Raw genomic sequence first — 24,762 nt, 5'->3', positions numbered from 1 at the left:
CTAAGGATTTCTGGGCAGATAAAGGCTGGTTATGCAGACGATTGGTTGTTATCCGAGTATTCACAAAATTATTATAAAAGGGAGTTATGCTAAATGTTAAAATTAAATCGAGATAAGCTTAAAGGATTCGTAATGGGGGCTTGCACGTTTGCGCTGCTTGCATCGGTAGGTACTGCTTTTGCAGATGGAAAGCTTACCGATATTAATGTAGTACAAGGCGGCATCAAGCTATTTGTTGAAGGTAAATTAATTAAACCGACCGATAGTGATGGCAAAATCGTAGAACCGTTCATCTATGACGGCACGACTTATCTTCCATTAAGAGCGCTGTCGAATGCATTAACAAATAATCAGAAGGAAGTAAAATGGGATGGCGACACTTCATCGATCTATGTGGGACAAGCACCTGTAGCGGCCCAAACAGATATTAAAGAAGTGAAGACCTACAACGAGATGGATTATTATGTTAATAAAGAAGAGAAAGCGGTTTTTGAGATACTTGACAAAAAGATAACAGCATTCAATCGCTTCAGTAACGCCTACAACTTCACCTATATGCTCCATTCCAACTATAGCCAAATTAATGGCCAGCTTGTGGTTCCTTATAAAAACCTCGGTAATACAAATAAAGGCGGAGTTAGCTTCTATAATGTGGACAAGAAGGGAAATAAGACGCTTATTAAATCGTTTAAAACCACTGCAGGGGATGATCCGATTCAGGTGAGTGTGGACGTTCGCGGGGTTGAGATTCTAGAAATCCAAACTTATAATAGAAACGCCAGTGGTTCCAGCGTGGAGACTGATGGAGCCTTCTACAATGTAACGCTTGCCGGTATTGAATAGAAAAGGGTTTGTGGAGCGGCTCTCAGTTGAGAGTCGCGCTTTTTTTTGAACTTTTTTAAGAGCAAAATGAATGCAACTGACTAGCGCCACCATCTATTGAATTCTGGATTGACATCTAATAATCGGGTTGATATGATTTGCGTAGATATCTGATATATCACAGACTCGTATGTGTTAGTATCGCGGCCATAAACATTAGAGGAGAGAAGTACAATGCAATACCGTGTAGATATAAGTTCAAAAGTATTATCCATCCGGGATATGGTTTACGAAGCTTTGAAGGAAGCTATATTATCGGGGACTATTGCTCAGGGCTCTCATCTCAAGGAGCGGGATATCGCTCAAAGCTTCAGTGTGAGTACAACTCCTGTCAAAGAGGCTTTACGCCGTTTGGATCAGGAAGGACTTGTCATAACTAAGCCGAGAATTGGAACCTTCGTATCTAATAAAATAATGAGCTCCATCGAGGAGATCAGCTGGGCAAGATCAGCACTTGAAGGTGTGGCTGCCAGGCTCGCTGCGATCAAAATTTCCGATCAGGAAATAATTGAACTGGAAGAACATATGTTGAAGATAAAGAAGGCGACTCAAGAGGATGATGGGGCTCTTTTGTATGAGCTGAATGAGGCGTTTCACAATAAAATTTTGGATATTGCTCAGAATGATTATATTGTTCAACAAATCACAGCGGTTAGAGCTTTTGACCGGGCTGTTCGCAAGCAGGCTTTGTCTGATTCTCAGGAGCTGGATCGTGCTTACAAGGAGCATTCTTTGGTTTTGGAAAAAATTATTCAGCGGGACCCGGACGGTGCGGAAGAAGCTATGCGGAATCATATTCGCAGGACGGCCTCTTTTGTTATGGAAAGTAAGAAGTAGCAGATGGTTTGGTGCTGCACTCTGACTGTGTTTTTTACAACATGACGGGGATAACTGGGAGCTTTAGATGTCAGGTAACTAGGGTGCAGCCAAAACTATGTGTTGACGATAAAGGCATCTTATGGCAATATCTGATATATCAGATATTATATTTCTTAAACTGAAGTCAGGAAAGGGATGTGTACTAGAATGGCCTTCCAAGCAGGAGAAACTTTTTTGAACTACATCAACGGTGAATGGACGCCTTCACTAACCGGAGAGGTCGATTCCAGCATTAATCCGTCTAACAAAAGCCAGATCGTTGGCTATATTCAGCGCTCCTCCAGAGAAGATTTGGATCATGCAGCGGCTGCTGCGAAGCAGGCTTCGATTGCGTGGCGCAAGCTGTCTGGCGCAGCTAGAGGCGAATATTTGTACAAAGTAGCCAATGCATTGGAGAAGCGCTTGGATGAAGTCGCTGAGACAATGACTCGCGAGATGGGCAAAACATTCCCGGAAGCCAAGGGCGAAACAGCCCGCGGAGTCGCGATTCTTAGATATTATGCAGGTGAGGGGATGCGCAAAGTCGGAGATGTCATTCCTTCAACTGATAGCGAAGCCTTGATGTTTACGACACGCGTACCGTTAGGTGTTGTTGGCGTTATCACTCCATGGAATTTCCCTGTTGCCATTCCCATTTGGAAAATCGCACCGGCGCTTATATACGGGAACACCGTTATTCTTAAACCAGCCAGCGAGACAGCGGTTACAGCGGCTAAAATCATGGAATGCTTCCATGAGGCGAGTTTGCCGGCAGGGGTAATCAACATGGTTGTAGGCAGAGGCAGTGAAATCGGCCAAGGCATCATTGAGCATAAAGGCATCAACGGAATTACATTCACCGGCTCTAATGAGACAGGGAAACGTATTGCGATGGGAGCAATTGCTCGCGGAGCGAAGTATCAGCTGGAAATGGGCGGGAAAAATCCAGTGATCGTTGCAGCAGACGCTGATCTGGACTTGGCTGTTGAAGCAACGATAAGCGGTGGATTGCGTTCTACAGGGCAGAAATGTACAGCAACGAGCAGAGTTATTGTACAAAGCGCTGTTTATGAAACATTTAAGCAGAAGCTGGTAGAGCGGGTTAAGCAATTAAAGGTCGGAGACGGCATGGATTCGCAAACGTGGATGGGACCTTGCGCCAGTGAAAGCCAGCAGCAAACGGTGCTTTCCTATGTAGAAAAGGGAATAAGTGAAGGGGCTACGCTTCTGTTCGGAGGAAAAGTACCTAACGGAACAGGAGACGGCTTCTATGTAGAACCAGCTGTTTTCGATGATGTGAAGCCGGAGATGACCATTGCCAAAGAGGAAATTTTCGGTCCGGTACTGGCTCTGATCAAGGTAGATACATTTGAAGAAGCCATACAGACAGCCAATGACAGCGAATTCGGATTAAGCGCCTCTATCTTCACGAGAAATATTAGCAACATGCTTACATTCGTTAATGATATGGAAGCAGGTCTGGTGAGAGTTAACGCGGAAAGCGCAGGAGTTGAACTGCAAGCTCCGTTCGGCGGGATGAAGCAATCCAGCTCCCATTCTCGCGAGCAAGGGCAGGCGGCTATTGAGTTTTTTACCTCGATCAAAACAGTATTTGTGAAGCAATAAGATTGCCGATTCGCGAGAACGGTTATGGATGTGCATGAAGGATTTTACTATTTTAATACCCGGAGAGGCGGCGAATATAGTGTACAGCAACGTTATTGAAAAAATTAAAGGGATCAACGCAATCAACGTAACCCCTTTTGATTCCAGCTTGGAGATCGATTGGACTGCATTGAAGGCTAACATTACTTTTTTGCTGAACAGAGGGCTAGAAGCTATATACCCTTGCGGCAATACAGGCGAATTTTATGCACTAACCATAGATGAAGCGAAAGAGGTTACCCGTTATGTAACGGACCTTGTAGCTAAAAGAAGCTTAGTAATTGCTGGCGTCGGCTATGATGTGAAAACGGCCTGCGATCTAGCGCAGAACGCGGAAGCATGCGGAGCAGACGGGCTTATGGTGCACCAACCAATTCATCCTTATCTGTTAGCTGACGGACTTATCGAATATTATAAACAAATTGCTGCTTCCACCAAGCTTCCGATTATTCTTTATGTGCGCAGTGAGCAAATTTCACTAGAAGTGCTTCAGGAAACGGCCAAGCTGCCTAATGTTATCGGTGTTAAATATGCGGTAAACCATCTGCCTTCCTTCACCAAAGCTGTTCAGGGAGTTAAAGAGGATCTCGTATGGATTTGCGGTACAGCTGAAATGTGGGCGCCTTACTTTTTCGCGGCAGGAGCTGTCGGCTTCACATCTGGATTAGTTAATGTAGAAACCATTCGTCCGTTCAAAATGCTGGATGCTTTGCGGGAAGGCAATTATTCAGAGGCGATGTCGATCTGGGAGGAAGTTGCTCCGTTTGAAGATCTGAGAGCCAAGTACAACACGGGTAATAATGTAACTGTTGTGAAGGAAGCAATGTATCAGCTTGGACTGTTGCCCTCGAAGGCCGTTAGACCGCCAATCAGCCTCTTGAATGATAATGAAGTGAAGCAAGTGACCAACTTGTTGAAGGACTGGGGATTATATTAAGTTTTGTTTGAGTGACCCTATCATATATGACTTTAAAGGAGCGACAAAAAAAGTGAAAATATCAGACCTGAAATTAACGGTAGTGGGCATTCCAAGACATACAGGCTTCGTAAGCAAACATGTTATCGTTGAAATTATGACGGATGAAGGCGTTACCGGTATCGGAGAAATGTCTGACTTTTCCCACCTTCCGCAGTACTCATTGGATGTTAACGACCTGACAACCGTATTAAAAACGATTCTAGTCGGAAAAAATCCGTTCGATATATCGTTGATCAACAAAGAGCTGTTGAGTAATTTTCCAGAAATGATGTTCTACTATGAAAAAGGTAATTTCGTGCGTAATGGTGTGGACGCTGCGCTTCATGATCTTGCAGGTAAGCTATTGAACACTTCGGTTGCTGATTTTATCGGTGGTCGGGTGAAGGACAAAATCAAGGTGTGTTACCCAATTTTTAGACATCGGTTTATGGAGGAAGTTGAAGAGAACCTTGAGGTTGTTCGCACTCGCTTTAAGCAAGGCTTCGATACATTCCGTCTATATGTTGGAAAAAATTTGGATGCAGACGAGGCTTTCCTTGATGGGGTCAAAAGTGAATTCGGCTCCAAAGTAACCATTAAATCGCTGGATTTCAGCCATTTGTTGGACTGGAAGCAAGCATGGCAGGCAACTAAGCGTTTGTCCAAATATGATTTTGAGCTTATTGAAAGTCCAGCGCCTCAAAATGATTTTGAAGGCTTGCACCATTTCCGCTTAAAGGTGGATCACCCTATCAGTGAGCATGTGTGGAGCTTCCGTCAGCTGAATCAAATGATCTGCCATGATTCGGTTGATATTTTCAACATTTCACCGATATTTATCGGCGGACTTACCGCAGCGCGCAAAGCGGCTGCTGCTGCCGAAGTTGCAGGCAAAGGCTGCTTGCTTGGCACTACGCAGGAGCTGTCCATCGGTACAGCTGCAATGGCTCATTTGGGAGCTTCGCTAACGAATTTGAATTTTACCTCCGATCCAACAGGACCAGAGCTGTATGTCAGCGATATCGTAAAAAATCCGGTGAAATACGAGAACGGCTATTTACTCGTACCAGAACGCGACAAGCCTGGCTTCGGAATGGAGCTGGATTGGGATTTGATCGAGAAATATAGAGTGCCTGACTTGAGCTGGGGCAGTATTTCTGTGCATCAGCTGCAGGATCGTACAGCACAAACCAAGGCGTAAATCATATTTGAGTCACAAAAGCAGACCGGATTTCCTTCAATTGAAGGAGTCCGGTTTCTTTTTGTCGAGGGCCTGCTGATTATGAGGGGAACTCTTGACAAGCATAGGTAAAGTACATACATTGAGTGTAAACGATTCCAATCTAAACAATCTCCTAACTGAAGGGATGAGAACATTTGAATAAGATCTACATTACCCGCAAGCTTCCCGAAGCCGCTCTGGCTAAAATCAAGCAGCACTGTGATGTAAGTATTTGGGATGAAGAGGATACAGCTGTACCGAGGGAAGTGCTTCAGGAGCAGCTCAAGGATGCAGATGGTTTGCTATGCCTCTTAACGGAGCGGATTGATGAACAATTGCTTGAGGCGGCGCCTAATCTGAAGGTTATCAGCAACATGGCAGTAGGCTACAACAATATCGATGTGGAAGCTGCAACGAAGAGGGGCATTGCGGTTACGAACACGCCTGGGGTTTTGACAGAAACGACGGCAGATTTAACCTTTGCCTTGATGCTCGCCACCTCGCGAAGATTGATTGAAGCCTCCGATTATTTGAGACAAGGCCAATGGAAAACATGGTCGCCCATGCAATTGACAGGCCAGGATATTTATGGGGCAACCTTAGGGATAATCGGTATGGGAAGAATCGGGGAGTCTGTCGCCAAAAGAGCGAAGGGATTTGATATGGAGCTTCTTTACTATAACCGTTCCAGAAAGCTTGAAGCTGAAAAGACCTATGGCATGACCTATGCCGATATGGACACCCTTCTTAGCCAATCCGACTTTATTGTTGTGTTGACTCCTTATTCGCCAGAAACGGTTAATTTGATCGACCGTGAGCAATTCGCAAGAATGAAGCATACCGCAGTCCTTATTAATACAGCCCGAGGAGGCATTGTCAACGAGGATGCCTTGTACGATGCTTTAACAGGCGGCCGGATCTGGGCGGCAGGCTTGGATGTATTCGAAACAGAGCCTTTGCAGCCAAGTCATCGGCTCCTCAAGCTGCCCAATGTCGTTGCCATGCCACATATCGGCAGCGCGAGTATTAAGACTCGAACCCGAATGGCTATGCTAGCGGCAGAAAATCTGATTCTTGGCGTTTCAGGGACAAGACCCTTGCATCTGGTTAATCCTGAAATTAACCTCTTTTAAATTATTGCTTGGTCAAGTTGCAAGCATCGACTAATAGGACTTTTCCCTGCCTGGCAGGCGTCTCAGCTGCGAACACAGCTTGCTTAACCTGAGCAAGCTCGTACCGTTGGCTTATGCCCGATAAGCGAAGACGATTTTGTTGAACCCAATCTATCAACTGCCCGAATGTTTCATGCCATTTGCCTACAGAAGCTTCACGGACCCAATTTCTTAGCCAAAATAATTGAACAGCTGTCTGGCTGGCTCGCGACACTTCACCCCAATGAACGGGAATGCCTGATAAAAGTCCGATGCTGATAAGGGTCCCCCCAGTGCAGGTGCTGTAAGCCAGCTCCTCGCCTTCGGCACCGCCGACACTATCAATGGCAGCCGCTGCCCCACGGCCCTCAGTAATAGTAAGAACAGCTTCACGCACAGAAGGCATGTTCGGCTTTGATGTATCAATAACATGGGATGCGCCGAGTGACAGCAGCTCTTGGGTGTGGCTTGAGCTGCGTGTTATAGCGATTAATCTATATCCGAGAATGACAGATAACTGTGCGAAAATACGGCCTATCGATGAACCGCCAGCATTGACTACCATAAAATCGCCAGGGTACAGCCGTAGGGCTTCTGTACAAATGACCCATGCGGTTACCGGATTTATATATAATTGGCTCGCTATTTCATCATTCAAATCATTCGGAACCGGAATGACCAGCTCAGCGGAAGCGATCAATCGTTCCTGCCATGTACCCTCGCTTCGCAGCGGTAATACACGCTTGCCGAGAAGTGAAGGATCAACCGACGGACCAATAGCTTCTATGATCCCAACTCCTTCATATCCGGGTATGGAAGGCAGTGGAATACGGTGTGAGTAGGCGCCGCGAATGGGAATCAAGTCTGATGGATTAATGGGGCGTGCTGTCATACGGACAAGCACCTCGCCTGCATCCGGCTTCGGGATACGTCTGTATACAAGCTGAAGCACATCAGCAGGATTTCCGAACTGGTAATATCGGATGGCGCCGTAAGTGTGCATGGATGACTGCTCCTTTTCTGGAATCGATTCAACAACTTCGCAGATTCTCTTGCCGATTATAACATGTCAGATGGACAACCCGGAAACCATGGAGGTTGTCCTGCGCAATCAAGATAAGTTCAAGCCAAAAAGCCGCCACAGTATGACGGCTTTTTGGTTTGCCAAGTAAAGCCGCAGAGTAGAGTTGTTCTTACTCTACCAGCTTAACGTGTGGCTAGTGGAGGCTGCTGCCCATATGGATAAGCATATTTTAGTTCTTCAGTAAAGGTGATGTAATCCAGGTTTACCATAAGTAGAAGATAACGCATACCTGTAGTCGGATCACTAATAATGATGTGATCTCTTCCTGCCGCCTCGAGTCTGCCTTTGAATATTTTGGCATTCCACTCGCTGTTGTTTTCGTATGTCATGTAGAGTGTGGCCATTTTGCCTAAATTGAGCCGCAAAATATTCTCGATGAAGGATTGCTCCATAGGCAACATCGGTGTTGTCGCGACCTGACCTGTAGGAGAAATGAATTGACCGCTTGCCGGTGGTACATGTCCGCCAAACTGCTGCATGCCTCCCTGATGAGGTGGATACCCTGGGTAGCCGCCGTAGGGTGCCCCTGGTCTGTAAGGGTTGTTCATCATATTTTCGGATTCCTCCTTAAGATAGTGGAAATGCTTCTACATTAATAAGTATTATGAACGCTTGGACAATTAGCACTGCTTTTTATTAGGGCTTGTATGAATAAGGTATAATACGAAATAAGGCAGGTTTGGAAATGAAGGGGGAGCTTCTTATGTACAAAATCATGGTTGTCGAGGACGACGATAAAATCGCCGGTATTGTCAAGGAATATCTGGACAAATACGGATATGATGCGTTTCGGGCGACACGCTTTCGTGAAATCAAGAGCGAATTTCTAGAGCATACCCCCGACCTTGTATTACTGGATATTAACTTACCCCACTATGATGGGTATTATTGGTGCCGTCAAATTCGTACTGTGTCTAATGTACCCATAGTGTTTTTGTCTGCGCGAACAGGGGAAATGGATCAAGTAATGGCTATCGAGAACGGTGGAGATGATTATTTGACTAAGCCGTTTCATCTCGATTTAGTCATAGCCAAGGTAAAAGGTGTGCTGCGAAGGACCTACGGGGAATACTCAAGTGCAGGAAGCGTTAGTCGGGATGTCATAGAGGTAGATGGATTTTACTTAGACCGTACCCGTAATGAAGCCATGTGGAAGGGCAGTAAGGTCGAGCTTAGTCATAATGAATTTTTACTTCTGGATTGCCTCCTTTCTGCTGTGGATCAGGTCGTTACACGTGAACAATTGCTGGAAGCGCTGTGGGATGATACGCATTTTGTTGATGATAATACCCTTTCGGTTAATGTCACCCGGGTACGCAAAAAGCTGGAAGAGCTGGGGCTGAGCAAAGTAATTGAGACGGTCCGGGGTCAAGGCTACCGTATGTTAGTGACATGGAGAAATGTGTGATGAAATTTAATGATTTTATAATGGACAGACTCTTATATATCGTTATCTTCCTTGTTAATGTTGTGCTGATTCTCCTTGTCATTAGTCTCGATCTCCTGCAATCGGCAATTCTAATTGAAAAAGGAAATATCATCTATATTTTTGTGCTGTCGTTGGTGGGGCTTTCCTTGTTTTTAATGATTGACTATGCTTCGAAAAAAGCTTATTTTAACCAGCTTACCCGACTTAACCAGGAAGGGGAGGACGTGGAAGCATCTGTTGTTCTGAGTGGGGCAGCAAACCGTGAGCAGCAGCAGGTTCAAGACTTAATGCATGCTCGACATAGGCTTTATTCGGATCAGTTAACGCAGCACCGGCAGCGGCAGGAGCATCATCACCATTTCATGAATCAATGGGTACACCATATGAAAACACCGGTTTCGGTCATCGGCCTGCTCACACAGCAATCACGTGATATCGTAACAACAGGGCAAGCCAAAAAGCTTCTTCAAAGTATTGAGGAAGAAAACGAGAAGCTGGCCTATGGTCTTGAGATGGTTCTGCAAATGGCGCGGCTGGATCAATTTGAGCTTGATGTTCATGTGAAGCGGGTAGATCTGAACGGGCTTATCCGCAGCGTAATCAATGATAATAAAAAATCGTGCATACGCCAAGCGATCTATCCCAAGCTCGTGAGCAGCGAGCCGCAAATAATTGTCGAAACGGATGAGAAATGGATGCGGTTTGTATTCAATCAGTTGATGGGCAATGCAATTAAATATTCCAAGTTAGGCAATGCAGCGGAGGACATGGAGTCCAAGCAGCTGTTATTTAATGTGGAACGAACGCCGCAGGGGATTTCCGTCCATGTTGAAGATGAAGGAATCGGTATTCAGCCGCAGGATATACCACGAGTTTTCGATGCCTTTTTTACGGGGGAAAACGGACGTTTGACGGCTGCTTCTACCGGTATGGGGCTGTTTTTGGCGAAGCAGGTTTGCGGGAGACTGGGTCATCGTCTTACCGTTCGTTCTGATTACGGTAAAGGTTCAATATTCACCGTTTCATATACAAGCGAGTCGCTTCACCGGGATGTTTGGCAATAGTTGAAGGTGACAATATTGTAAGATTAGGAGTCCATATTGAAAGGTAATTCAGTGGGACGAAACACGGGCTTCCATTATACTAAAGCCAGTTCGAAAGAAATTAGAGGATGGAGGCTTCAATAATGAGTGTTTTGAAAACACAAGCGTTAACTAAAATATACGGCTCACCTAAAGCAACTGTTACTTACAAAGCATTAGAGGATATTGATCTTGTCATTGAGGAGGGCGAATTTGTCGGGGTCATGGGTCCTTCGGGCAGCGGCAAAACGACCCTACTAAACATTTTATCTACGATTGATACACCGACCTCGGGAACCGTAGAAATTAATGGAAAGAATCCCTTGAGCTTAAAAAACAAGGATTTGGCGTTGTTTCGCCGCCGCGAGCTGGGGTTTGTGTTTCAAGATTTCAATTTGCTGGACACCTTATCTATTAAGGAAAACATTCTGCTGCCGCTTGTGCTTGAAAATGCGCCAATTCGGGATATGGAGGTCAGACTTCAGGAACTTGCCAAGCTCCTTGCTATCGAGCCTATCTTAAATAAGCGAACCTATGAGGTATCGGGGGGGCAGCAGCAGAGGGCAGCAATTGCGCGTGCTATGATCCACCGTCCGGCGATATTACTGGCCGATGAGCTGACAGGCAACCTTGATTCCAAATCCGCCAAGGATGTTATGAATGCGCTGAAGGAGATCAATGAGGTGAAGCATGCCACTATTTTAATGGTGACGCATGATCCTTTTGCGGCTAGCTTTTGCCAGCGGATTGTATTTATCAAAGACGGTCGATTGTTCTCAGAAATTCGCCGCGGAACGAATAGGCAAGCTTTTTTCCAGCAAATCTTGGATGGGCTTAGTATTCTAGGGGGGGATTTTGATGAATTTTCGTCAATTCGCCGTTAAGAATGTTCGGGGCAACTGGCATCAGTACAGAGCTTTTTTTCTAAGCAGTGTATTTTCAGTTATGATCTTTTTCATCTATGCGGCCTTTATCTTTCATCCCGATGTCATTAATGGACATATTCAGGGAGCGAGTGGTGTTCGTATGGGCATGCTCGCCTGCGAATATATTATTATGATTTTTTCATTCTTCTTTGTACTCTATTCTAACTCGGCTTTCCTAAAGTCACGTAAAAAAGAATTCGGCCTGCTGTCTCTGTTTGGGATGACAACCCGGCAAATATACAAAATGGTCGTCTATGAGAACATCTTTATTTCTGTCATTGCGATAGCGGTGGGGATTGGCTTCGGAGCGCTTTTTTCCAAGCTGTTTTTTATGGCGATGTCTGAGCTGCTTCAGGTGGGGAATCCGATTTCCTTTTATCTTGCACCAAAAGCACTGATTACAACGGCTGCTGGCTTTTTCTTGTTGTTTCAGATGATCACCTTGGTTACACTTTTTCAAATAAGAAATAGCCAGATTATTGATCTGATTCGTGCTGCCAAGAAACCAAAAACACCGCCGGCCTTCTCCATATGGCTGGTGCTGTTATCGGTCATATGCTTAGGCACAGGCTATACTATGGCTTATTTTACAACAGTGCGTACGGTACTTTTTTTCGTGCTCCCCGTAATTTTTCTAGTTACATTGGGAACGTATTTCTTGTTTACTCAATGCAGTGTAGCTATTTTCCACAGACTTCAGCGTACGCTTCCTATTTATTATAATAGAACGAATCTGATCACAATTTCCCAGCTGGTATTTAAAATGAAAGACAACGCCCGCGTGTTGTTTATTGTGGCTATTTTGAGTGCGGTTATATTGAGCGCTTCAGGAACCTTCTATGTCATTTATCAGGGCAATAAAGGAAAGATGGTGGAGGCCTTTCCTCATACCGTGGCTTTTGCAGAAAAGGGCGCTAATGTGCACCGGGTCATTGATCTGGATAAACTGAATGGGGTGCTTCAGCAGGACGGAGTGAGGATCGAGCATGAAATGAAGCTTCTAACGGTACCATTGTCTACAAGTACTGTGCCATCAGCAGCTTCCGCGACTATAGATGATTATAGAAATATGCCGCTGCTCGTATCTGAGGATGCTTTTAACAGGGAGGCTGCAAGATATGGTAACCTCAAAGCGGTAAATGTCGAACGAGGCCATGCCGTTACGGTTACACCTAATCCCTTAAATGACGTGAAGAATCATATGTCGCAAGGGGACACATTTGTTTCCCGAATGGGGGATCAACAAATAAAACTGCTGGTGGATGAACATTATGAAGGAAATTTGGTGTCTTCCACGTTGAATTACACAGGGTTCCTGGTCGCCGATCAAGCGGAGTTTGAAGAAATCCTTCGAAATGTGCCGGCAAATGATACTTACATTCTGTATGGCTATGAACTACACAATTGGGAGAACGCGGGGCCTACCGTTAACAAAATCGAGCAGCTTATTCCGAAGGAGCAACAGTCTTATTTTGTATCACGTGTAGAATCATATCTGGAACTTAAGCAAGTCAGCTCGCTTACTCTGTTTATCGGATTGTTTGTCAGCTTTCTATTCTTTGTGGCGTCAGGCAGTATGATTTACTTCAGGCTTTTTACAGAGCTGCAGGAGGATCAGGCCTTATATAAGTCGCTGATACGAATCGGGGTATCTATTAAGGAGATTACAAGAATTACGACTCTGCAGATTGGAATGATCTTTTTTATTCCATGTTTGGTCGGGGTGGTTCATGCATTGTTTGCCTTTCGTGCCTTAGGGAACGTACTGTCCATTAATTCCATGCTATACGGGTTTGTTGTTATTGCCATTTATATTATGATGCAAGGCGTATACTTTTTTATCACGCGCCGACAGTACTTGAAGCATTTAACCAGGTTATAAACAAGAAGCAGGGATGAACTATAACAAAGCCGGCTGCCATGAAAGCATGACAGCCGGATTATTTATGCTGGAATTAGAAATTAAAGTTATCCGGGTCAGGACCGAAACGTTGATTTTTATTTAATGCATTGATTCTGGCTACATCATCCTCAGATAAATTGAAATCGAAAATTTCGCTGTTCTCGCGAATCCGATTCTCGTTGATGGATTTCGGGATGGTGACGACACCGTTCTGAATATCCCAGCGAAGAATTATTTGCGCCGGAGATTTGCCGTATTGGGTGGCTAGCTCGCTAATAAGCGGGTTATCCAGATTGCCTTGCATTAAGGGGCTCCAGGCTTCCAGTTGAATTTGATTGGAATTACAGAAGGTGCGCAGCTCCTGCTGGCTCAACAAAGGATGGTATTCAATCTGATTAACCATAGGAACCGTATCGCTTTCAGAGATGACATCCTTCAGATGATGAGTATGGAAATTGCTGACCCCGATGGCACGAACCGCTCCATCCTTATAGAGCTTCTCCATAGCGCGCCAGGTGTCCTTATATTTACCTTTTACCGGCCAATGAATCAAATAGAGGTCGATGACTTCAAGACCGAGCTTCTTGCGGCTCTCTTCAAAAGCTTTTAATGTAGAATCATAGCCTTGATCGGCATTCCAGACCTTCGTAGTGATGAACAGTTCATCGCGCGATACGCCAGCTTGTTTGATTCCAACACCAACACCTTCTTCATTGCCATAGGCGGCCGCTGTATCTATACTACGGTAACCGGCTTGGATAGCAGACTTGACAGCCTGGATTACTTCGTCGCCGTCTTTCGTTTTCCAAACACCTAATCCTAACCATGGCATTTTGACACCGTTATGCAGCGTTGTGCAGTCAGATACTTGTTGAGTCATCTTTTTTTCCTCCTTAAGAGTTTTGCTTAGCAAAACTTTGGGATATTTACCCGCCCGCCCATTTATCATACCACTTACTATCAGCGAAATAAAATAAGGGGCCCTCGGCGGGGCTAAACAAAAAGAAAAACAGCCCTGACTGGCTGTCTGCGTATACTTGTCTGCTGACCGATTAGACGGCCAGATGTTTTTTCACTTGATCCTCGCTTAACGAGGAGGAGTTGCCTTCTGCAACTATGGTACCCTTGTCGAGCACGTAGTAATAGTCGGCTATACGAGTTGCGAAGGTAAGGCTTTGCTCAATAAGCAGGACGGACATCTTCTTGCTGGCTTTAATGTTTTCAATGACTTGCTCGATTTCCATAACAATGGACGGTTGAATCCCTTCCATAGGCTCGTCGAGCAATAGCAGCTTTGGCTCCGCAACTAGAGCGCGGGCGATGGATAGCTGCTGCTGCTGCCCGCCGCTTAAATCACCGCCTTTGCGGCGGATCATTTCCTTTAGCACCGGAAACATCTCATAGACGGTGTCTGGTATGTTGGTTTTGCGGTTGCTGCTGGCTTCAAGTCCTAGCAGTAAATTTTCCTCCACTGTGAGCTGAGGGAAAATATCGCGGCCTTGTGGAACATAACCTACTCCGCCCTTGGCCCGTCGATCGGGAGATGCGTTAGTAACGTCCCGACCATCATAGGTAAGGGTGCCTTTCTTAGGCTTGATTAACCCCATGATAGTTTTCATCAGCGTTGTTTTGCCGACGCCGTTACGCCCCATCAAGCAGACGACCTGACCTGGTTTTACCTTTAGATTAACACTTCGCAGAATCATGCTTTCCCCGTAACCGGACTCCAAGTCATTAATGTTCAGCATCGCGCACACCTCGTCTTCCTAAATAAACCTCGGCAACCTTGTCATCGTTCTGGATGTCCTCCATAGTTCCTTCGCAGAGCACGGATCCTTCATGCATCACGGTGACGGTTTTAGCAAACTGACGGACAAATTCCATATCGTGCTCGACTACAATAATAGTCTGATTGTCACTGATTTTGTGCAGCAGCTCACCGGTCTTTTCTGTTTCGCTGTCAGTCATCCCTGCCGCTGGCTCATCAAGCAAAAGCAATTCTGGCTCTTGAATCAGCAGCATTCCTATTTCAAGCCATTGCTTCTCCCCATGTGATAGGGAGCCTGCTTTATCTTGAGATTTATGCTCTAGGCCGATCATTTGTAAATAATATTTGATACGCTCGCGTTGGCTGGAAGTCGTCTTGGCGACTAAGGAGCTTAATAGCCCGCGTTTCTGGCGCATGGATAAAAGCAGGTTTTCCAAAACGGTCAGTGTAATGAAGATAGAAGGTGCTTGGAATTTACGTCCTATACCAAGCTGGGCTATTTGATGTTCCTGGTGTTTGGTTAAATCTATGGTGCTTTTAAACCGAACATTTCCTTTAGACGGCTTGACTTTACCGCAGAGCACGTCTAATAGGGTTGTTTTACCGGCGCCGTTAGGGCCTATCAGAAATCGAAGCTCCCCTCGTTGGAGGGAGAAGTCCAGTCCTCGAATCGCTTTGAAACCATCGAAGTCTACCTCTAGCTGTTCAATGCGGACTAAATCGGCGGTAAATTCTTTCTTTGGTGATGTCTCCATTTAGGAACAACCTCCTTAGAATTTTCGTATGAAAACTTACTTCGTACTCGCTGGACTTGTGTCGTTATGCAAATCTGAATACCCTACTAATGAAGGGGGGGAAGGAAGCAAACGCTTGGATTTTTTGATCGGATACCAGCCCCTTTTCTCAACCATCGCTTTAATAGTTCCGATGATGCCTTTGGGAAGGAACAATACGACAACGATAAACATGGCACCCATAATAATCGGCCACCATTCCGGATAGGCTTCACTGAAGGTGGTTTTTGCTGAGTTGGTGACGATTGCCCCAATGATGGCACCAAATACAGTTCCACGGCCGCCGATGGCAACCCATAGAACCATTTCGATGGATGGAACAATACCCATTTGAGCGGGGGAAATAATCCCTTCCTGCAGAACGAATAAAATGCCTGCTAATCCCGATAGTGCGGCGGAAAAGCAATAAATAAATACTTTGTAGGTAACTGGGTTGTAACCGATGAAGCGGACACGATTTTCAGCATCGCGTATGGCAACGAGAATTTTGCCAAGCCTGCTTTTAGAGATCCAAAAGCAAAGTACCAAAGTACCGATTACTACAAAGGTGGTCACATAGTAGAACATGAGCTTAGTTGACTGTTCGCCTACCGGAAACCCGAGGAACGTATCGAAATTTGTGAGTCCGTTGGTCCCTCCGGTATAGCCTTGTTGTCCGACAAACAACGTAACCGTAATAATGACTAATGCTTGTGAAAGAATCGAGAAAAAGGTTCCCTTGATCCGATTGCGGAAGGTGAGATATCCAAGAACAAAGGCGACTGCCACTGGCACCAGCATCGCGAGAAGGATGGAGGCTCCAGCCGACTGGAAGGGGAGCCAGAACCAAGGCAGCTTCTCAACACCGCTCCATGACATGAAATCAGGCAATTCGCCATGCGAGCTTATAAGCTTGAGATGCATGGCCATACAATAGGCGCCAAGTCCGAAATAAACGCCATGGCCTAGGCTGAGAATACCTGTATAACCCCAGATTAGATCAAGTCCCATAGCAACAATCGCATAAGTTAGAAACTTGCCAAGTAAGGAGAGCCGAAATTCTGATAAAAATAAGGGGGCTATCAGCATTGCTGCAAATAGAATGAGTGTGATCACGATTTTTATTTTGGTATTTGTGATGGTCATTTTATCAACTCCTTAGAGTTTTGCTAGTGCAAAACTTTCTTCGAAAGCATAGGCTGAGTTTTGCTGGTGCAAAACTTTCTTCGAAAGCATAATGGTTAATCAAGCGCTCGCGATTTAATAGTTACCAGACCGGAAGGCTTCCACTGCAGGAACGCGATAATAAGCGTGAATACTATGACTTTGCCTATTGTTGCGCTTGTTGTGTATTCGAAGGCGGTGTTCAGCACACCGATGCCTAGAGCACCGGCAACGGTGCCGATAATTTTGCCGATGCCGCCGAGTACAACGACCATGAACGCATCGACAATGTAGTAGGTGCCGATCGATGGTCCGATCGGACCGACTAGCGTCAACGCGCAGCCGGCGATGCCAGCCATGCCCGAGCCGAAAGCGAACGCTTGCGAATCGACGCGTCGCGTAGAAATGCCAAGGCACGAGGCCATGCTGCGGTTTTGCATAACCGCCTGCATGTTGCGCCCGCCACGGCTGTGATACTGGTACAGGTAAATAATCGTGATGCACACGATTACGAGCCCGATGATGAACAGCCGCTTGTAAGGTAGCATGAGGTCGGCGCTAAGCGCAAGGCCGCCTTCAAGCCATTCCGGTGCCTTAACCGCCACGTTCGGCGCTCCGAAAATTTGCCGTGCCAGCTGCTGCAGCACAAGGCTTACACCCCAAGTGGCAAGCAAGCTGTCGAGTGGCCTGCCGTAAAGAAACCGGATCAGCGTTGCTTCTAGCAGCCAACCGATAGCAAATGCCATGGCGAATGCTACGCCTAGAGAAAGAATAAAGTACCAGCCAAAAGCTGAAGCCGGCAGGAACTTTTGAAATAACTGTTGGATCGTATAAGCCATATAAGCGCCTATCATAATAAACTCACCATGCGCCATGTTGATCACATTCATCAAACCAAACGTGATGGCCAGCCCTAAGGCGATTAAGAGCAGAATGGAGCTAAGCGATACGCCGTTAAATAATTGAAGCAGCAGCAAGCCCATGGGCAACAACCTCCTGATATGAATAGCTTAGACTCCAAGCCCCTTATGAAAAGAGGCGGGACTGCCCACGTTGGAGCAGCCCCGAAAGTTTGTTTGTCTATTGCAGCGATGAAGCGACAATTATTTCTTAGTAACCTCGGCACCCCATGGGTACGTTTTGAGGAACGGATCCGGCTTCACTGGCTTGCCAGAGTTCCATACTTCTTTAAATTGTCCGTCGGCCTGTACTTGACCGATCCTAACTGTTTTGTAAACGTGCTGGTTATCGCCATCGATCATGACTTTACCGCCTGGAGCGTTAAATTCGAGACCTTTTGCAGCTGCTTTCACTTTTTCTACATCAAAGGAGCCTGCTTTTTTCACTGCCTCAGCCCATAGATATACGCCAAAGTAACCTGCCTCGATTGGATCATCGGTTACGCGGTCTTTACCGTATTTGGCTTTGTAGGCTTCTACGAACTTTTTGTTCTCTGGAGTGTCTGTTGTTTGGTAATAGTTCCAAGCAGCATAATGTCCTTCCAAGACGGAAGCGCCGATACCGCGAATTTCTTCCTCAGCAATACTTACGGAAAGTGTGGTCAAATCTTTGGCGCTGATACCTGCGTCCTTCAACTGTTTGAAGAAAGCGACGTTACTGTCACCATTCAAAGTGTTAAAAATAACGTCAGGCTTATCTTTCTTGATTTTACTGATGATTGTGTTGTAATCGGTATGGCCAAGCGGAGTATATTCTTCTGCAATTAATTCGCCGCCTTCAGCCTTCAGCTGTTCTTTAATGATTTTATTGGCGGTTCTTGGGAAAACATAATCAGAGCCGAGTAGGAAAAATTTCTTTCCTTTGTTTTGCAGCAGCCAGGTTACCGCAGGTACGATTTGTTGATTCGTTGTTGCGCCTGTGTAGAAGATGTAAGGGGATGATTCAAGACCTTCATATTGCACGGGATAGAAAAAGAGTCCTTTGTTTTGCTCTACAACTGGAAGCACTGCTTTACGGCTTGAAGAAGTCCATCCGCCGAAGATAACGGCTGTTTTGTCTTTTTGTAGTAACTTCTTCGTTTTTTCTGCAAAAGTTGGCCAATCAGATGCCCCGTCTTCAATAATGGGTTTTAACTGCTTGCCAAGTACGCCCCCTGCTTTGTTAATTTCTTCAATGGCCATGATCTCGGCGTCTTTTACAGAGACCTCGCTGATGGACATGGTGCCGGTCAATGAATGCAGAATTCCAACTGGAATAGCTTCATCCTTGCCTGCTTCCGGCTTCACGTCGGTTTTGGTTGCTGCCGGAGCCGCTGGTGTTGCGGCTGGCGTCGTTTGCGTTGCGCAGCCTGCCAGAAGTGCTGTCAGAGACATGCAGACCGCCATTAATACCTGGATCCCTTTTCTTTTTACCAACATCTCTCATCCACTCCTTCGAAAAATTGTGTGCACCTGTAAACATCTGTACCGGACCCTGTGTATGTTTTCTATATAGTACCGGTCAGTTGCTCAAAGGTTAAGCAGCTTATCATCGTGATGAGTCTCGGAAAGGCAATTCCGATTTATATTTTATAGCGTTAAGCTTGTGGGGAGGTTTCCTTACATGAGATATCATAATTTAGCGTTACGTTAATGTCAATATACGTGACATAAATTTCTGTTATGAATGATTTTATGTAATTTTTGTTCTTGAAAATGTTACATATTAATGTTTCATCTTTACGATATGAGAAAAAACGGAAAATATGATTCGTAATACCTACATATATCTGACATAAACAATTTACAATTAGTGAAAATGCGAATATAATAGACGTGTTAGAAACTAATCATTCGTGTTTATTGTGTCATGTTTTATAACAATTGAATGATTGGGCTGAGGAGGTTTTAATCAAATGCATTTAACAGAACGCGAAAAAGAAAAGCTATTAATTACAGTAGCGGCAGATTTGGCTCGACGACGTCTTCAGCGCGGTGTGAAATTAAATTATCCTGAAAGCATTGCATTAATTACTTCTGAAATTATGGAAGGGGCGCGGGATGGTTTGACGGTAGCCCAACTGATGCAGTACGGCACAACCATATTGAAAGCAGAGCAAGTACTGGAAGGTGTACCTGAGATGATTCATGAGGTGCAAGTTGAGGCGACCTTCCCGGACGGAACCAAGCTAGTTACTGTGCATCAACCGATAGGGGTTATTTAAGAAGTCATGTATCGATTGAATTTAATTGAAAGGAGCTTCAACGATGATTCCGGGTGAGTATCGAATTAAAGCTGGAGAAATTGAGTTAAACAAAGGAAAAAAAACATCGGCAATGGTTGTAGTTAACATCGGTGACCGACCTATTCAGGTTGGTTCTCATTTTCATTTCTTTGAAGTGAACCGGGCTTTGAAGTTTGATAGGGCTGCAGCGTTCGGTATGCGTCTTAACATAGCTTCCGGTACGGCTGTGAGGTTCGAACCCGGCGAAGAAAAGCCTGTTCAATTAGTAGAGCTTGGCGGTGCGAAGCTTTCATATGGATTAAACAACCTGTCGCAGGGAGAAGCGCAATACGGCAATATGCCTGAAGAAGTAAGGCTTCGCTTGGAGGCATGGGAGCTTATGCATACGAAGCAAAGCGCTATTGAAGCTGACGATGCAAGCTCTTCTCCGAAAAACTCTGCAGATGGTTACGAGGTTAACTCTTCTCCGAAAAGCAATAAGGAGGGCGCTGCTAAAGATGGCAAAGATGGATCGTAAAGCTTACGCTCAGATGTTCGGGCCCACGGTCGGAGATGCTGTCAGGCTCGCTGATACGGAATTATGGGCTGAAATTGAGCAGGATTATACTTTTTACGGCGAGGAATGCAAGTTCGGCGGAGGTAAGGTTATCCGTGATGGAATGGGGCAATCGAGCCGCCATACTCGGGATCAAGGTGTTCTTGACACCCTGATAACCAATGCAGTGATTATTGATCACTGGGGTATAGTCAAGGCGGATATTGGCATTAAAGATGGAATCATTGTAGGTATCGGCAAGGCTGGCAATCCTGATTTGATGGATGGAGTGCAGCCAAACATGATTGTTGGAGCCGGAACCGAGGTCATCGCAGGCGAGGGTCGTATTATTACTGCGGGTGGTATCGATACGCATATTCATTATATATGCCCGCAGCAGATCGAGACGGCGCTAGCATCCGGTGTGACGACAATGATCGGAGGCGGTACAGGACCCGCTGCGGGTACGAGTGCTACGACATGCACGCCAGGCAAGTGGCATATGTACCGTATGCTCGAAGCGGCGGAAGCTTTTCCAATGAACCTTGGGTTCACGGGCAAGGGCAACGCATCGTTCACGGAGCCGCTCATCGAGCAGGTGGAGGCGGGAGCTATCGGTTTGAAGCTGCATGAGGATTGGGGCACAACGCCTGCTGCAATCGATACATGTCTGCGGGTGGCTGACAAATATGATATACAGGTTGCTATTCATTCGGATACGTTGAACGAATCCGGGTTTGTGGAGGATACGATAGCTGCTATAGGCGGTCGGACTATCCATACTTATCATACAGAGGGAGCCGGAGGAGGTCATGCGCCGGACATTATTAAGATTGCTGCTGAGCTTAATGTACTTCCGTCGTCTACTAATCCAACGCGTCCTTATACTGTAAATACGATTGAAGAACATCTCGATATGCTGATGGTTTGCCATCATCTCGATAGTCGGATTCCCGAGGATGTAGCTTTTGCAGATTCGCGGATTCGACCAGAGACTATTGCGGCGGAGGATATTTTGCACGACTTGGGCGTGTTCAGCATGCTTAGTTCCGATTCACAGGCAATGGGGCGAGTGGGAGAGGTGATTATCCGAACTTGGCAGACAGCTGATAAAATGAAGAAGCAGCGCGGCTATTTACCGGCGCCCAACGAGGAGTATGCAGCGACATCCAGTGAAGCTGATAACTTCCGCATTAAGCGGTATGTTGCGAAATATACCATTAATCCGGCGATCACACATGGTGTGTCTCATCTTGTTGGATCAGTAGAGATAGGCAAGCTTGCGGATCTGGTACTGTGGAGCCCCATGTTTTTTGGCATCAAGCCGGAAATGGTACTCAAGGGCGGACTAATTGCTTATGCGCAAATGGGCGATCCGAACGCTTCCATTCCAACACCGCAGCCAGTATTCGGAAGGCCTATGTTCGGCTCCTTCGGTAATGCATTGAATCATTGCATCACATTCGTTTCGCAGGCTGCTTTCGATTTAGGTGTACACACCGAGTTGGGGCTGCAAAAGCGGATTGAGCCGATTAAAAATTGCCGAAGCATAACTAAAAAGGACATGATTCATAATGGAGAGACTCCTCGCATAGATGTGAATCCTGAAACCTATGAGGTAAAAGTAGATGGAGCAGTTATCACATGCGAACCGGCCCTGGAATTGCCGATGGCTCAACGATATTTCTTGTTTTAATGTGTTTCTTCTATATATAGAAGAAATACAGAAGGGGGGAGTAACCGGCAATGCAGCAACCATCCACACACTTGTGGCTCTCCTACGTTCAACTGTTAGATTCTGCGCTGCCAATCGGAGGCTTCTCCCACTCCTTTGGGCTGGAAACCTTGGTTCAGTCGGGACATATACAGCGGCCTGAACATTTAAGGGAATATATAGAAACCATGCTGTTCCAAAGCTGGGCACCCATAGATGCGCTCGCGGTAAAAGCTGTTTATCTTTACGGGCCTGAGCAGCAATGGGATTCGCTTTGGCGCGTGGATCAGACACAGCATGTGCAGAGAGCGGCTGCAGAGACGAGGGAAGGGGTAGTCAAGATGGGCCGAAGGCTGTTCCAGCTGGCTAGGTCCATCTACCCGGACATGACTTGGGAGCCGCTGCAAGCTGCGCTACAGGAGCGCCGATGTCATGGCACCCATCCGCTGATTCATGGCTGGATCAGCTATCAAATACAAGTGCCGCTGGCTATGGCGGCTGAGGGCTATTTATACGCTTGCACAATGACCTGCATTAATAGTGGACTTAGACTGATGTCCATAGGTCAAACCGAAGGGCAGCGACTGCTCGCGGAACTTACTCCAGTGATCGCGCAAGCTTGGCAAAGTGCTGAACATTTGGATCCGCTGGAAGATGGCTTCGGCAACACGCCTCAAACAGATATCGCAATGATGCGTCATGAAGCACTTTATTCACGGTTGTTTATGTCATAAATCAAAAATTTAAAAGGAGGCGCATTTCTATGTGTCAAGGAGGAACGCATCATCATCATCAATGGGAAACACCGGAGAAACAGCATTTGGAACGCCCTATGCGAATTGGTATTGGTGGACCTGTAGGCTCTGGCAAAACCGCATTGGTGGAACGGTTGGCCCGCAGGTTGAACGATAGGTACAGCATCGCTGTTATAACTAACGATATTTATACAAAGGAAGATGCTAACATCCTTATTCGTTCGGAAGCGTTGTCTGCGGATCGAATTATCGGTGTTGAGACGGGGGGCTGCCCTCATACAGCTATTAGAGAAGATGCTTCTATGAACTTTGAAGCGATTGAGGAGCTGGAAAGCCGATTTGAGCATCTGGACATTATCTTTATCGAAAGCGGTGGGGATAATTTGGCAGCTGCTTTTAGTCCAGAATTGGTGGATCGCTTCATCTATATCATTGATGTGGCGCAGGGTGAGAAAATTCCACGTAAAGGCGGTCCTGGCATTATTCGTTCTGATATGTTAGTGATTAATAAAATTGACTTGGCACCGCATGTGGGGGCCAGCTTAACGGTAATGGAAGAAGATACTCGGAAAATGCGTGGCGAACGTCCTTTTATATTCTCTAATTTGTTTAACGGCCAAGGCTTGGATGATATAGTTGAATGGGTTGAGCGGGAATTCGATCATGCCTAAAGTCACCGGATGCATTACCGCCACCTTTACGGAGGCGGGAGGGCAGACTCGGCTAAGCGATAGGTACCACGCATATCCACTCAAAATCGCCAAAGCATTCCCGTTCGATCACGGTCAGCTTGGTGTTTATATCATGGACTCCTCTCCAGGTATTATGGGGGGAGACGAATATGTGTTGGATTGGAGGTTTGGTGAAAATACGAATGTATATATTACCAACCAGTCCTATACAAAGGTACATCCTGCTAGAGGCGAGGGTATGGAAGCCTCAGCTGCTCAGCCGAGCAGGCAGCAGCAGAAGCTTATACTTCAAAGCGGCAGCTATGTGGAATATATGCCTGAGCCATTAATGCTGTATAAGGATGCAATCCTATATACCAGCACAGAGGTTCATATGGAGCCAAGCTCCGTTCTGATTTATTCAGATATGGTTTGTCCTGGAAGAACGCACAGAGGCGAGCTATTCCATTACGAAAAGTATCAAAATCAGTTAACTGTTCTTTATGGCGGTGAAATGATTTATTGTTCCAGACAGCGTGTATTACCTGCCGAACAGAAGCTTAATGCTTTGGGCAGTTGGGCTGGTTATACCCATATGGGATCGCTCAGCGTTTTTAGTGATCGGGTGGATGCTTCATTTGTAGAATCGCTGAGAGATTATATAGATCAGTGGCAGAGTACAGCCGCTCTGACGCAGGAAGGACCTATAGAACCGGCGGTTCCACTCTATTACGGCGTCAGCAGAACCTACAAATATGGGCTTGTCTTGTCTGTAGTGGGTCATAAAATATATCAAATTCAAAGCTTGCTTGATGAGGCCTGGCAATTTATTCGTCAACAGCTATTTGCTAAGACTGCCTTGCATGTTCGGAAATAAAAAGGTAGATAGATCACAGAAATACTTAATTTCATTCACTCGAAAAAATCCGTTGTTCCTAGGAGGGCACTGAAAAACATGCATCCTTCTAAATCAACTTAATGCTTTACAGAAAAAGACGGCGTATACTCCCACATTCCGGGAGTATACGCCGTCTTTTT

At 45.9% G+C, this 24,762-nt stretch carries 24 protein-coding genes and 1 pseudogene; 17 read left to right on the top strand and 8 right to left on the bottom strand.

Translation table 11 applies throughout. The features are described from left to right. Positions 1-93: 93 nt before the first annotated feature. The 6 genes from GC093_RS00130 (at position 94) to GC093_RS00105 (ending at position 6,718) form a co-directional block, all read left to right on the top strand. A complete protein-coding gene (locus GC093_RS00130) occupies positions 94-843 on the top strand; it encodes a stalk domain-containing protein (RefSeq protein ID WP_171649815.1) in 750 nt (249 codons plus the stop codon). A 213-nt stretch (positions 844-1,056) separates the two neighbouring features. Beyond that, complete coding sequence (locus GC093_RS00125; RefSeq protein WP_171649814.1) at positions 1,057-1,719, top strand: GntR family transcriptional regulator; 663 nt, start codon at positions 1,057-1,059, stop codon at positions 1,717-1,719. A gap of 189 nt (positions 1,720-1,908) precedes the next feature. After that, positions 1,909-3,366: an alpha-ketoglutaric semialdehyde dehydrogenase GucD gene (gene gucD, locus GC093_RS00120; protein ID WP_171649813.1), complete on the top strand. Its 1,458-nt coding sequence runs from the start codon at positions 1,909-1,911 to the stop codon at positions 3,364-3,366. Positions 3,367-3,400: 34 nt separating this feature from the next. After that, the gene (locus GC093_RS00115) at positions 3,401-4,342 is read left to right on the top strand and encodes a dihydrodipicolinate synthase family protein (protein ID WP_171649812.1); all 942 of its coding nucleotides are present in this window, start codon (positions 3,401-3,403) and stop codon (positions 4,340-4,342) included. 52 nt (positions 4,343-4,394) lie between these two features. After that, the gene (locus GC093_RS00110; RefSeq protein ID WP_171649811.1) at positions 4,395-5,564 is read left to right on the top strand and encodes a mandelate racemase/muconate lactonizing enzyme family protein; all 1,170 of its coding nucleotides are present in this window, start codon (positions 4,395-4,397) and stop codon (positions 5,562-5,564) included. Positions 5,565-5,740: 176 nt separating this feature from the next. Further along, the gene (locus tag GC093_RS00105) at positions 5,741-6,718 is read left to right on the top strand and encodes a 2-hydroxyacid dehydrogenase (RefSeq protein ID WP_171649810.1); all 978 of its coding nucleotides are present in this window, start codon (positions 5,741-5,743) and stop codon (positions 6,716-6,718) included. 1 nt (position 6,719) lies between these two features. Here the strand turns inward: GC093_RS00105 and GC093_RS00100 are convergent, their stop codons facing one another. Beyond that, positions 6,720-7,739, bottom strand: coding sequence for a zinc-dependent alcohol dehydrogenase family protein (locus GC093_RS00100; RefSeq protein ID WP_171649809.1), 1,020 nt, complete (start codon positions 7,737-7,739; stop codon positions 6,720-6,722). Here GC093_RS00100 and GC093_RS35410 point away from each other — a divergent pair. Continuing rightward, the gene (locus GC093_RS35410) at positions 7,732-7,908 is read left to right on the top strand and encodes a hypothetical protein (RefSeq protein WP_216624430.1); all 177 of its coding nucleotides are present in this window, start codon (positions 7,732-7,734) and stop codon (positions 7,906-7,908) included. The genes GC093_RS00100 and GC093_RS35410 overlap by 8 nt on opposite strands. A 34-nt stretch (positions 7,909-7,942) precedes the next feature. Here the strand turns inward: GC093_RS35410 and gerQ are convergent, their stop codons facing one another. Further along, positions 7,943-8,371 (bottom strand): spore coat protein GerQ, encoded by a 429-nt coding sequence (gene gerQ, locus GC093_RS00095; protein WP_171649808.1) that lies wholly within the window; start codon positions 8,369-8,371, stop codon positions 7,943-7,945. A gap of 152 nt (positions 8,372-8,523) precedes the next feature. Here gerQ and GC093_RS00090 point away from each other — a divergent pair, with 152 nt between their 5' ends. From GC093_RS00090 to GC093_RS00075, 4 genes are all read left to right on the top strand, one after another. Then, positions 8,524-9,228, top strand: coding sequence for a response regulator transcription factor (locus tag GC093_RS00090; protein WP_171649807.1), 705 nt, complete (start codon positions 8,524-8,526; stop codon positions 9,226-9,228). After that, positions 9,228-10,313, top strand: a complete 1,086-nt coding sequence (locus GC093_RS00085) for a sensor histidine kinase (RefSeq protein WP_171649806.1) — start codon at positions 9,228-9,230, stop codon at positions 10,311-10,313. The genes GC093_RS00090 and GC093_RS00085 overlap by 1 nt, the downstream gene beginning before the upstream one ends. 122 nt (positions 10,314-10,435) lie before the next feature. Next, the gene (locus GC093_RS00080) at positions 10,436-11,215 is read left to right on the top strand and encodes an ABC transporter ATP-binding protein (protein WP_171649805.1); all 780 of its coding nucleotides are present in this window, start codon (positions 10,436-10,438) and stop codon (positions 11,213-11,215) included. Next, positions 11,190-13,139, top strand: coding sequence for an FtsX-like permease family protein (locus tag GC093_RS00075; RefSeq protein WP_171649804.1), 1,950 nt, complete (start codon positions 11,190-11,192; stop codon positions 13,137-13,139). The genes GC093_RS00080 and GC093_RS00075 overlap by 26 nt, the downstream gene beginning before the upstream one ends. 73 nt (positions 13,140-13,212) lie before the next feature. Here the strand turns inward: GC093_RS00075 and GC093_RS00070 are convergent, their stop codons facing one another. The 6 genes from GC093_RS00070 to urtA form a co-directional block, all read right to left on the bottom strand. Continuing rightward, positions 13,213-14,040 carry an aldo/keto reductase gene (locus tag GC093_RS00070; RefSeq protein WP_171649803.1) on the bottom strand — a complete coding sequence of 276 codons (828 nt, stop codon included), beginning with the start codon at positions 14,038-14,040 and terminating at the stop codon, positions 13,213-13,215. A gap of 172 nt (positions 14,041-14,212) precedes the next feature. Beyond that, positions 14,213-14,908: an urea ABC transporter ATP-binding subunit UrtE gene (gene urtE, locus GC093_RS00065; protein ID WP_171649802.1), complete on the bottom strand. Its 696-nt coding sequence runs from the start codon at positions 14,906-14,908 to the stop codon at positions 14,213-14,215. Beyond that, positions 14,895-15,683 (bottom strand): urea ABC transporter ATP-binding protein UrtD, encoded by a 789-nt coding sequence (gene urtD, locus GC093_RS00060; RefSeq protein WP_171649801.1) that lies wholly within the window; start codon positions 15,681-15,683, stop codon positions 14,895-14,897. Before urtD ends, urtE begins: the two co-directional genes overlap by 14 nt. 36 nt (positions 15,684-15,719) lie before the next feature. After that, on the bottom strand, positions 15,720-16,847 hold the full coding sequence (urtC, locus tag GC093_RS00055) for an urea ABC transporter permease subunit UrtC (protein ID WP_171649800.1): 1,128 nt from the start codon (positions 16,845-16,847) through the stop codon (positions 15,720-15,722). Between the two features lie 95 nt (positions 16,848-16,942). Beyond that, positions 16,943-17,848, bottom strand: coding sequence for an urea ABC transporter permease subunit UrtB (gene urtB / locus GC093_RS00050; protein ID WP_171649799.1), 906 nt, complete (start codon positions 17,846-17,848; stop codon positions 16,943-16,945). Positions 17,849-17,968: 120 nt separating this feature from the next. After that, the gene (gene urtA, locus GC093_RS00045; RefSeq protein WP_171649798.1) at positions 17,969-19,243 is read right to left on the bottom strand and encodes an urea ABC transporter substrate-binding protein; all 1,275 of its coding nucleotides are present in this window, start codon (positions 19,241-19,243) and stop codon (positions 17,969-17,971) included. A 476-nt stretch (positions 19,244-19,719) separates the two neighbouring features. Between urtA and GC093_RS00040 the strand changes: the two genes are divergently transcribed. The 6 genes and pseudogenes from GC093_RS00040 to GC093_RS00015 all read left to right on the top strand — a co-directional run bounded on the left by GC093_RS00040 (position 19,720) and on the right by GC093_RS00015 (position 24,601). Then, entirely contained in the window at positions 19,720-20,028 is a 309-nt protein-coding gene (locus tag GC093_RS00040; protein WP_171649797.1) for an urease subunit gamma, read from the top strand. 43 nt (positions 20,029-20,071) lie between these two features. Continuing rightward, positions 20,072-20,425, top strand: a pseudogene (gene ureB / locus GC093_RS00035) (urease subunit beta); the annotation flags it as partial. 121 nt (positions 20,426-20,546) lie between these two features. Further along, positions 20,547-22,280 (top strand): urease subunit alpha, encoded by a 1,734-nt coding sequence (gene ureC / locus GC093_RS00030; RefSeq protein WP_171649795.1) that lies wholly within the window; start codon positions 20,547-20,549, stop codon positions 22,278-22,280. A gap of 50 nt (positions 22,281-22,330) precedes the next feature. Then, the gene (locus GC093_RS00025) at positions 22,331-23,032 is read left to right on the top strand and encodes an urease accessory protein UreF (protein ID WP_171649794.1); all 702 of its coding nucleotides are present in this window, start codon (positions 22,331-22,333) and stop codon (positions 23,030-23,032) included. A 29-nt stretch (positions 23,033-23,061) separates the two neighbouring features. Next, the gene (gene ureG / locus GC093_RS00020; protein WP_171649793.1) at positions 23,062-23,724 is read left to right on the top strand and encodes an urease accessory protein UreG; all 663 of its coding nucleotides are present in this window, start codon (positions 23,062-23,064) and stop codon (positions 23,722-23,724) included. Then, positions 23,717-24,601: an urease accessory protein UreD gene (locus GC093_RS00015; RefSeq protein ID WP_171649792.1), complete on the top strand. Its 885-nt coding sequence runs from the start codon at positions 23,717-23,719 to the stop codon at positions 24,599-24,601. The genes ureG and GC093_RS00015 overlap by 8 nt, the downstream gene beginning before the upstream one ends. The last annotated feature ends 161 nt before the right edge of the window (positions 24,602-24,762 follow it).

This window comes from Paenibacillus foliorum (assembly GCF_013141765.1).
GTDB lineage: Bacteria > Bacillota > Bacilli > Paenibacillales > NBRC-103111 > Paenibacillus_S > Paenibacillus_S foliorum.
Note: the sequence above shows the minus strand (reverse complement) of the source record. Positions and strands in the feature narration are given on the sequence as shown.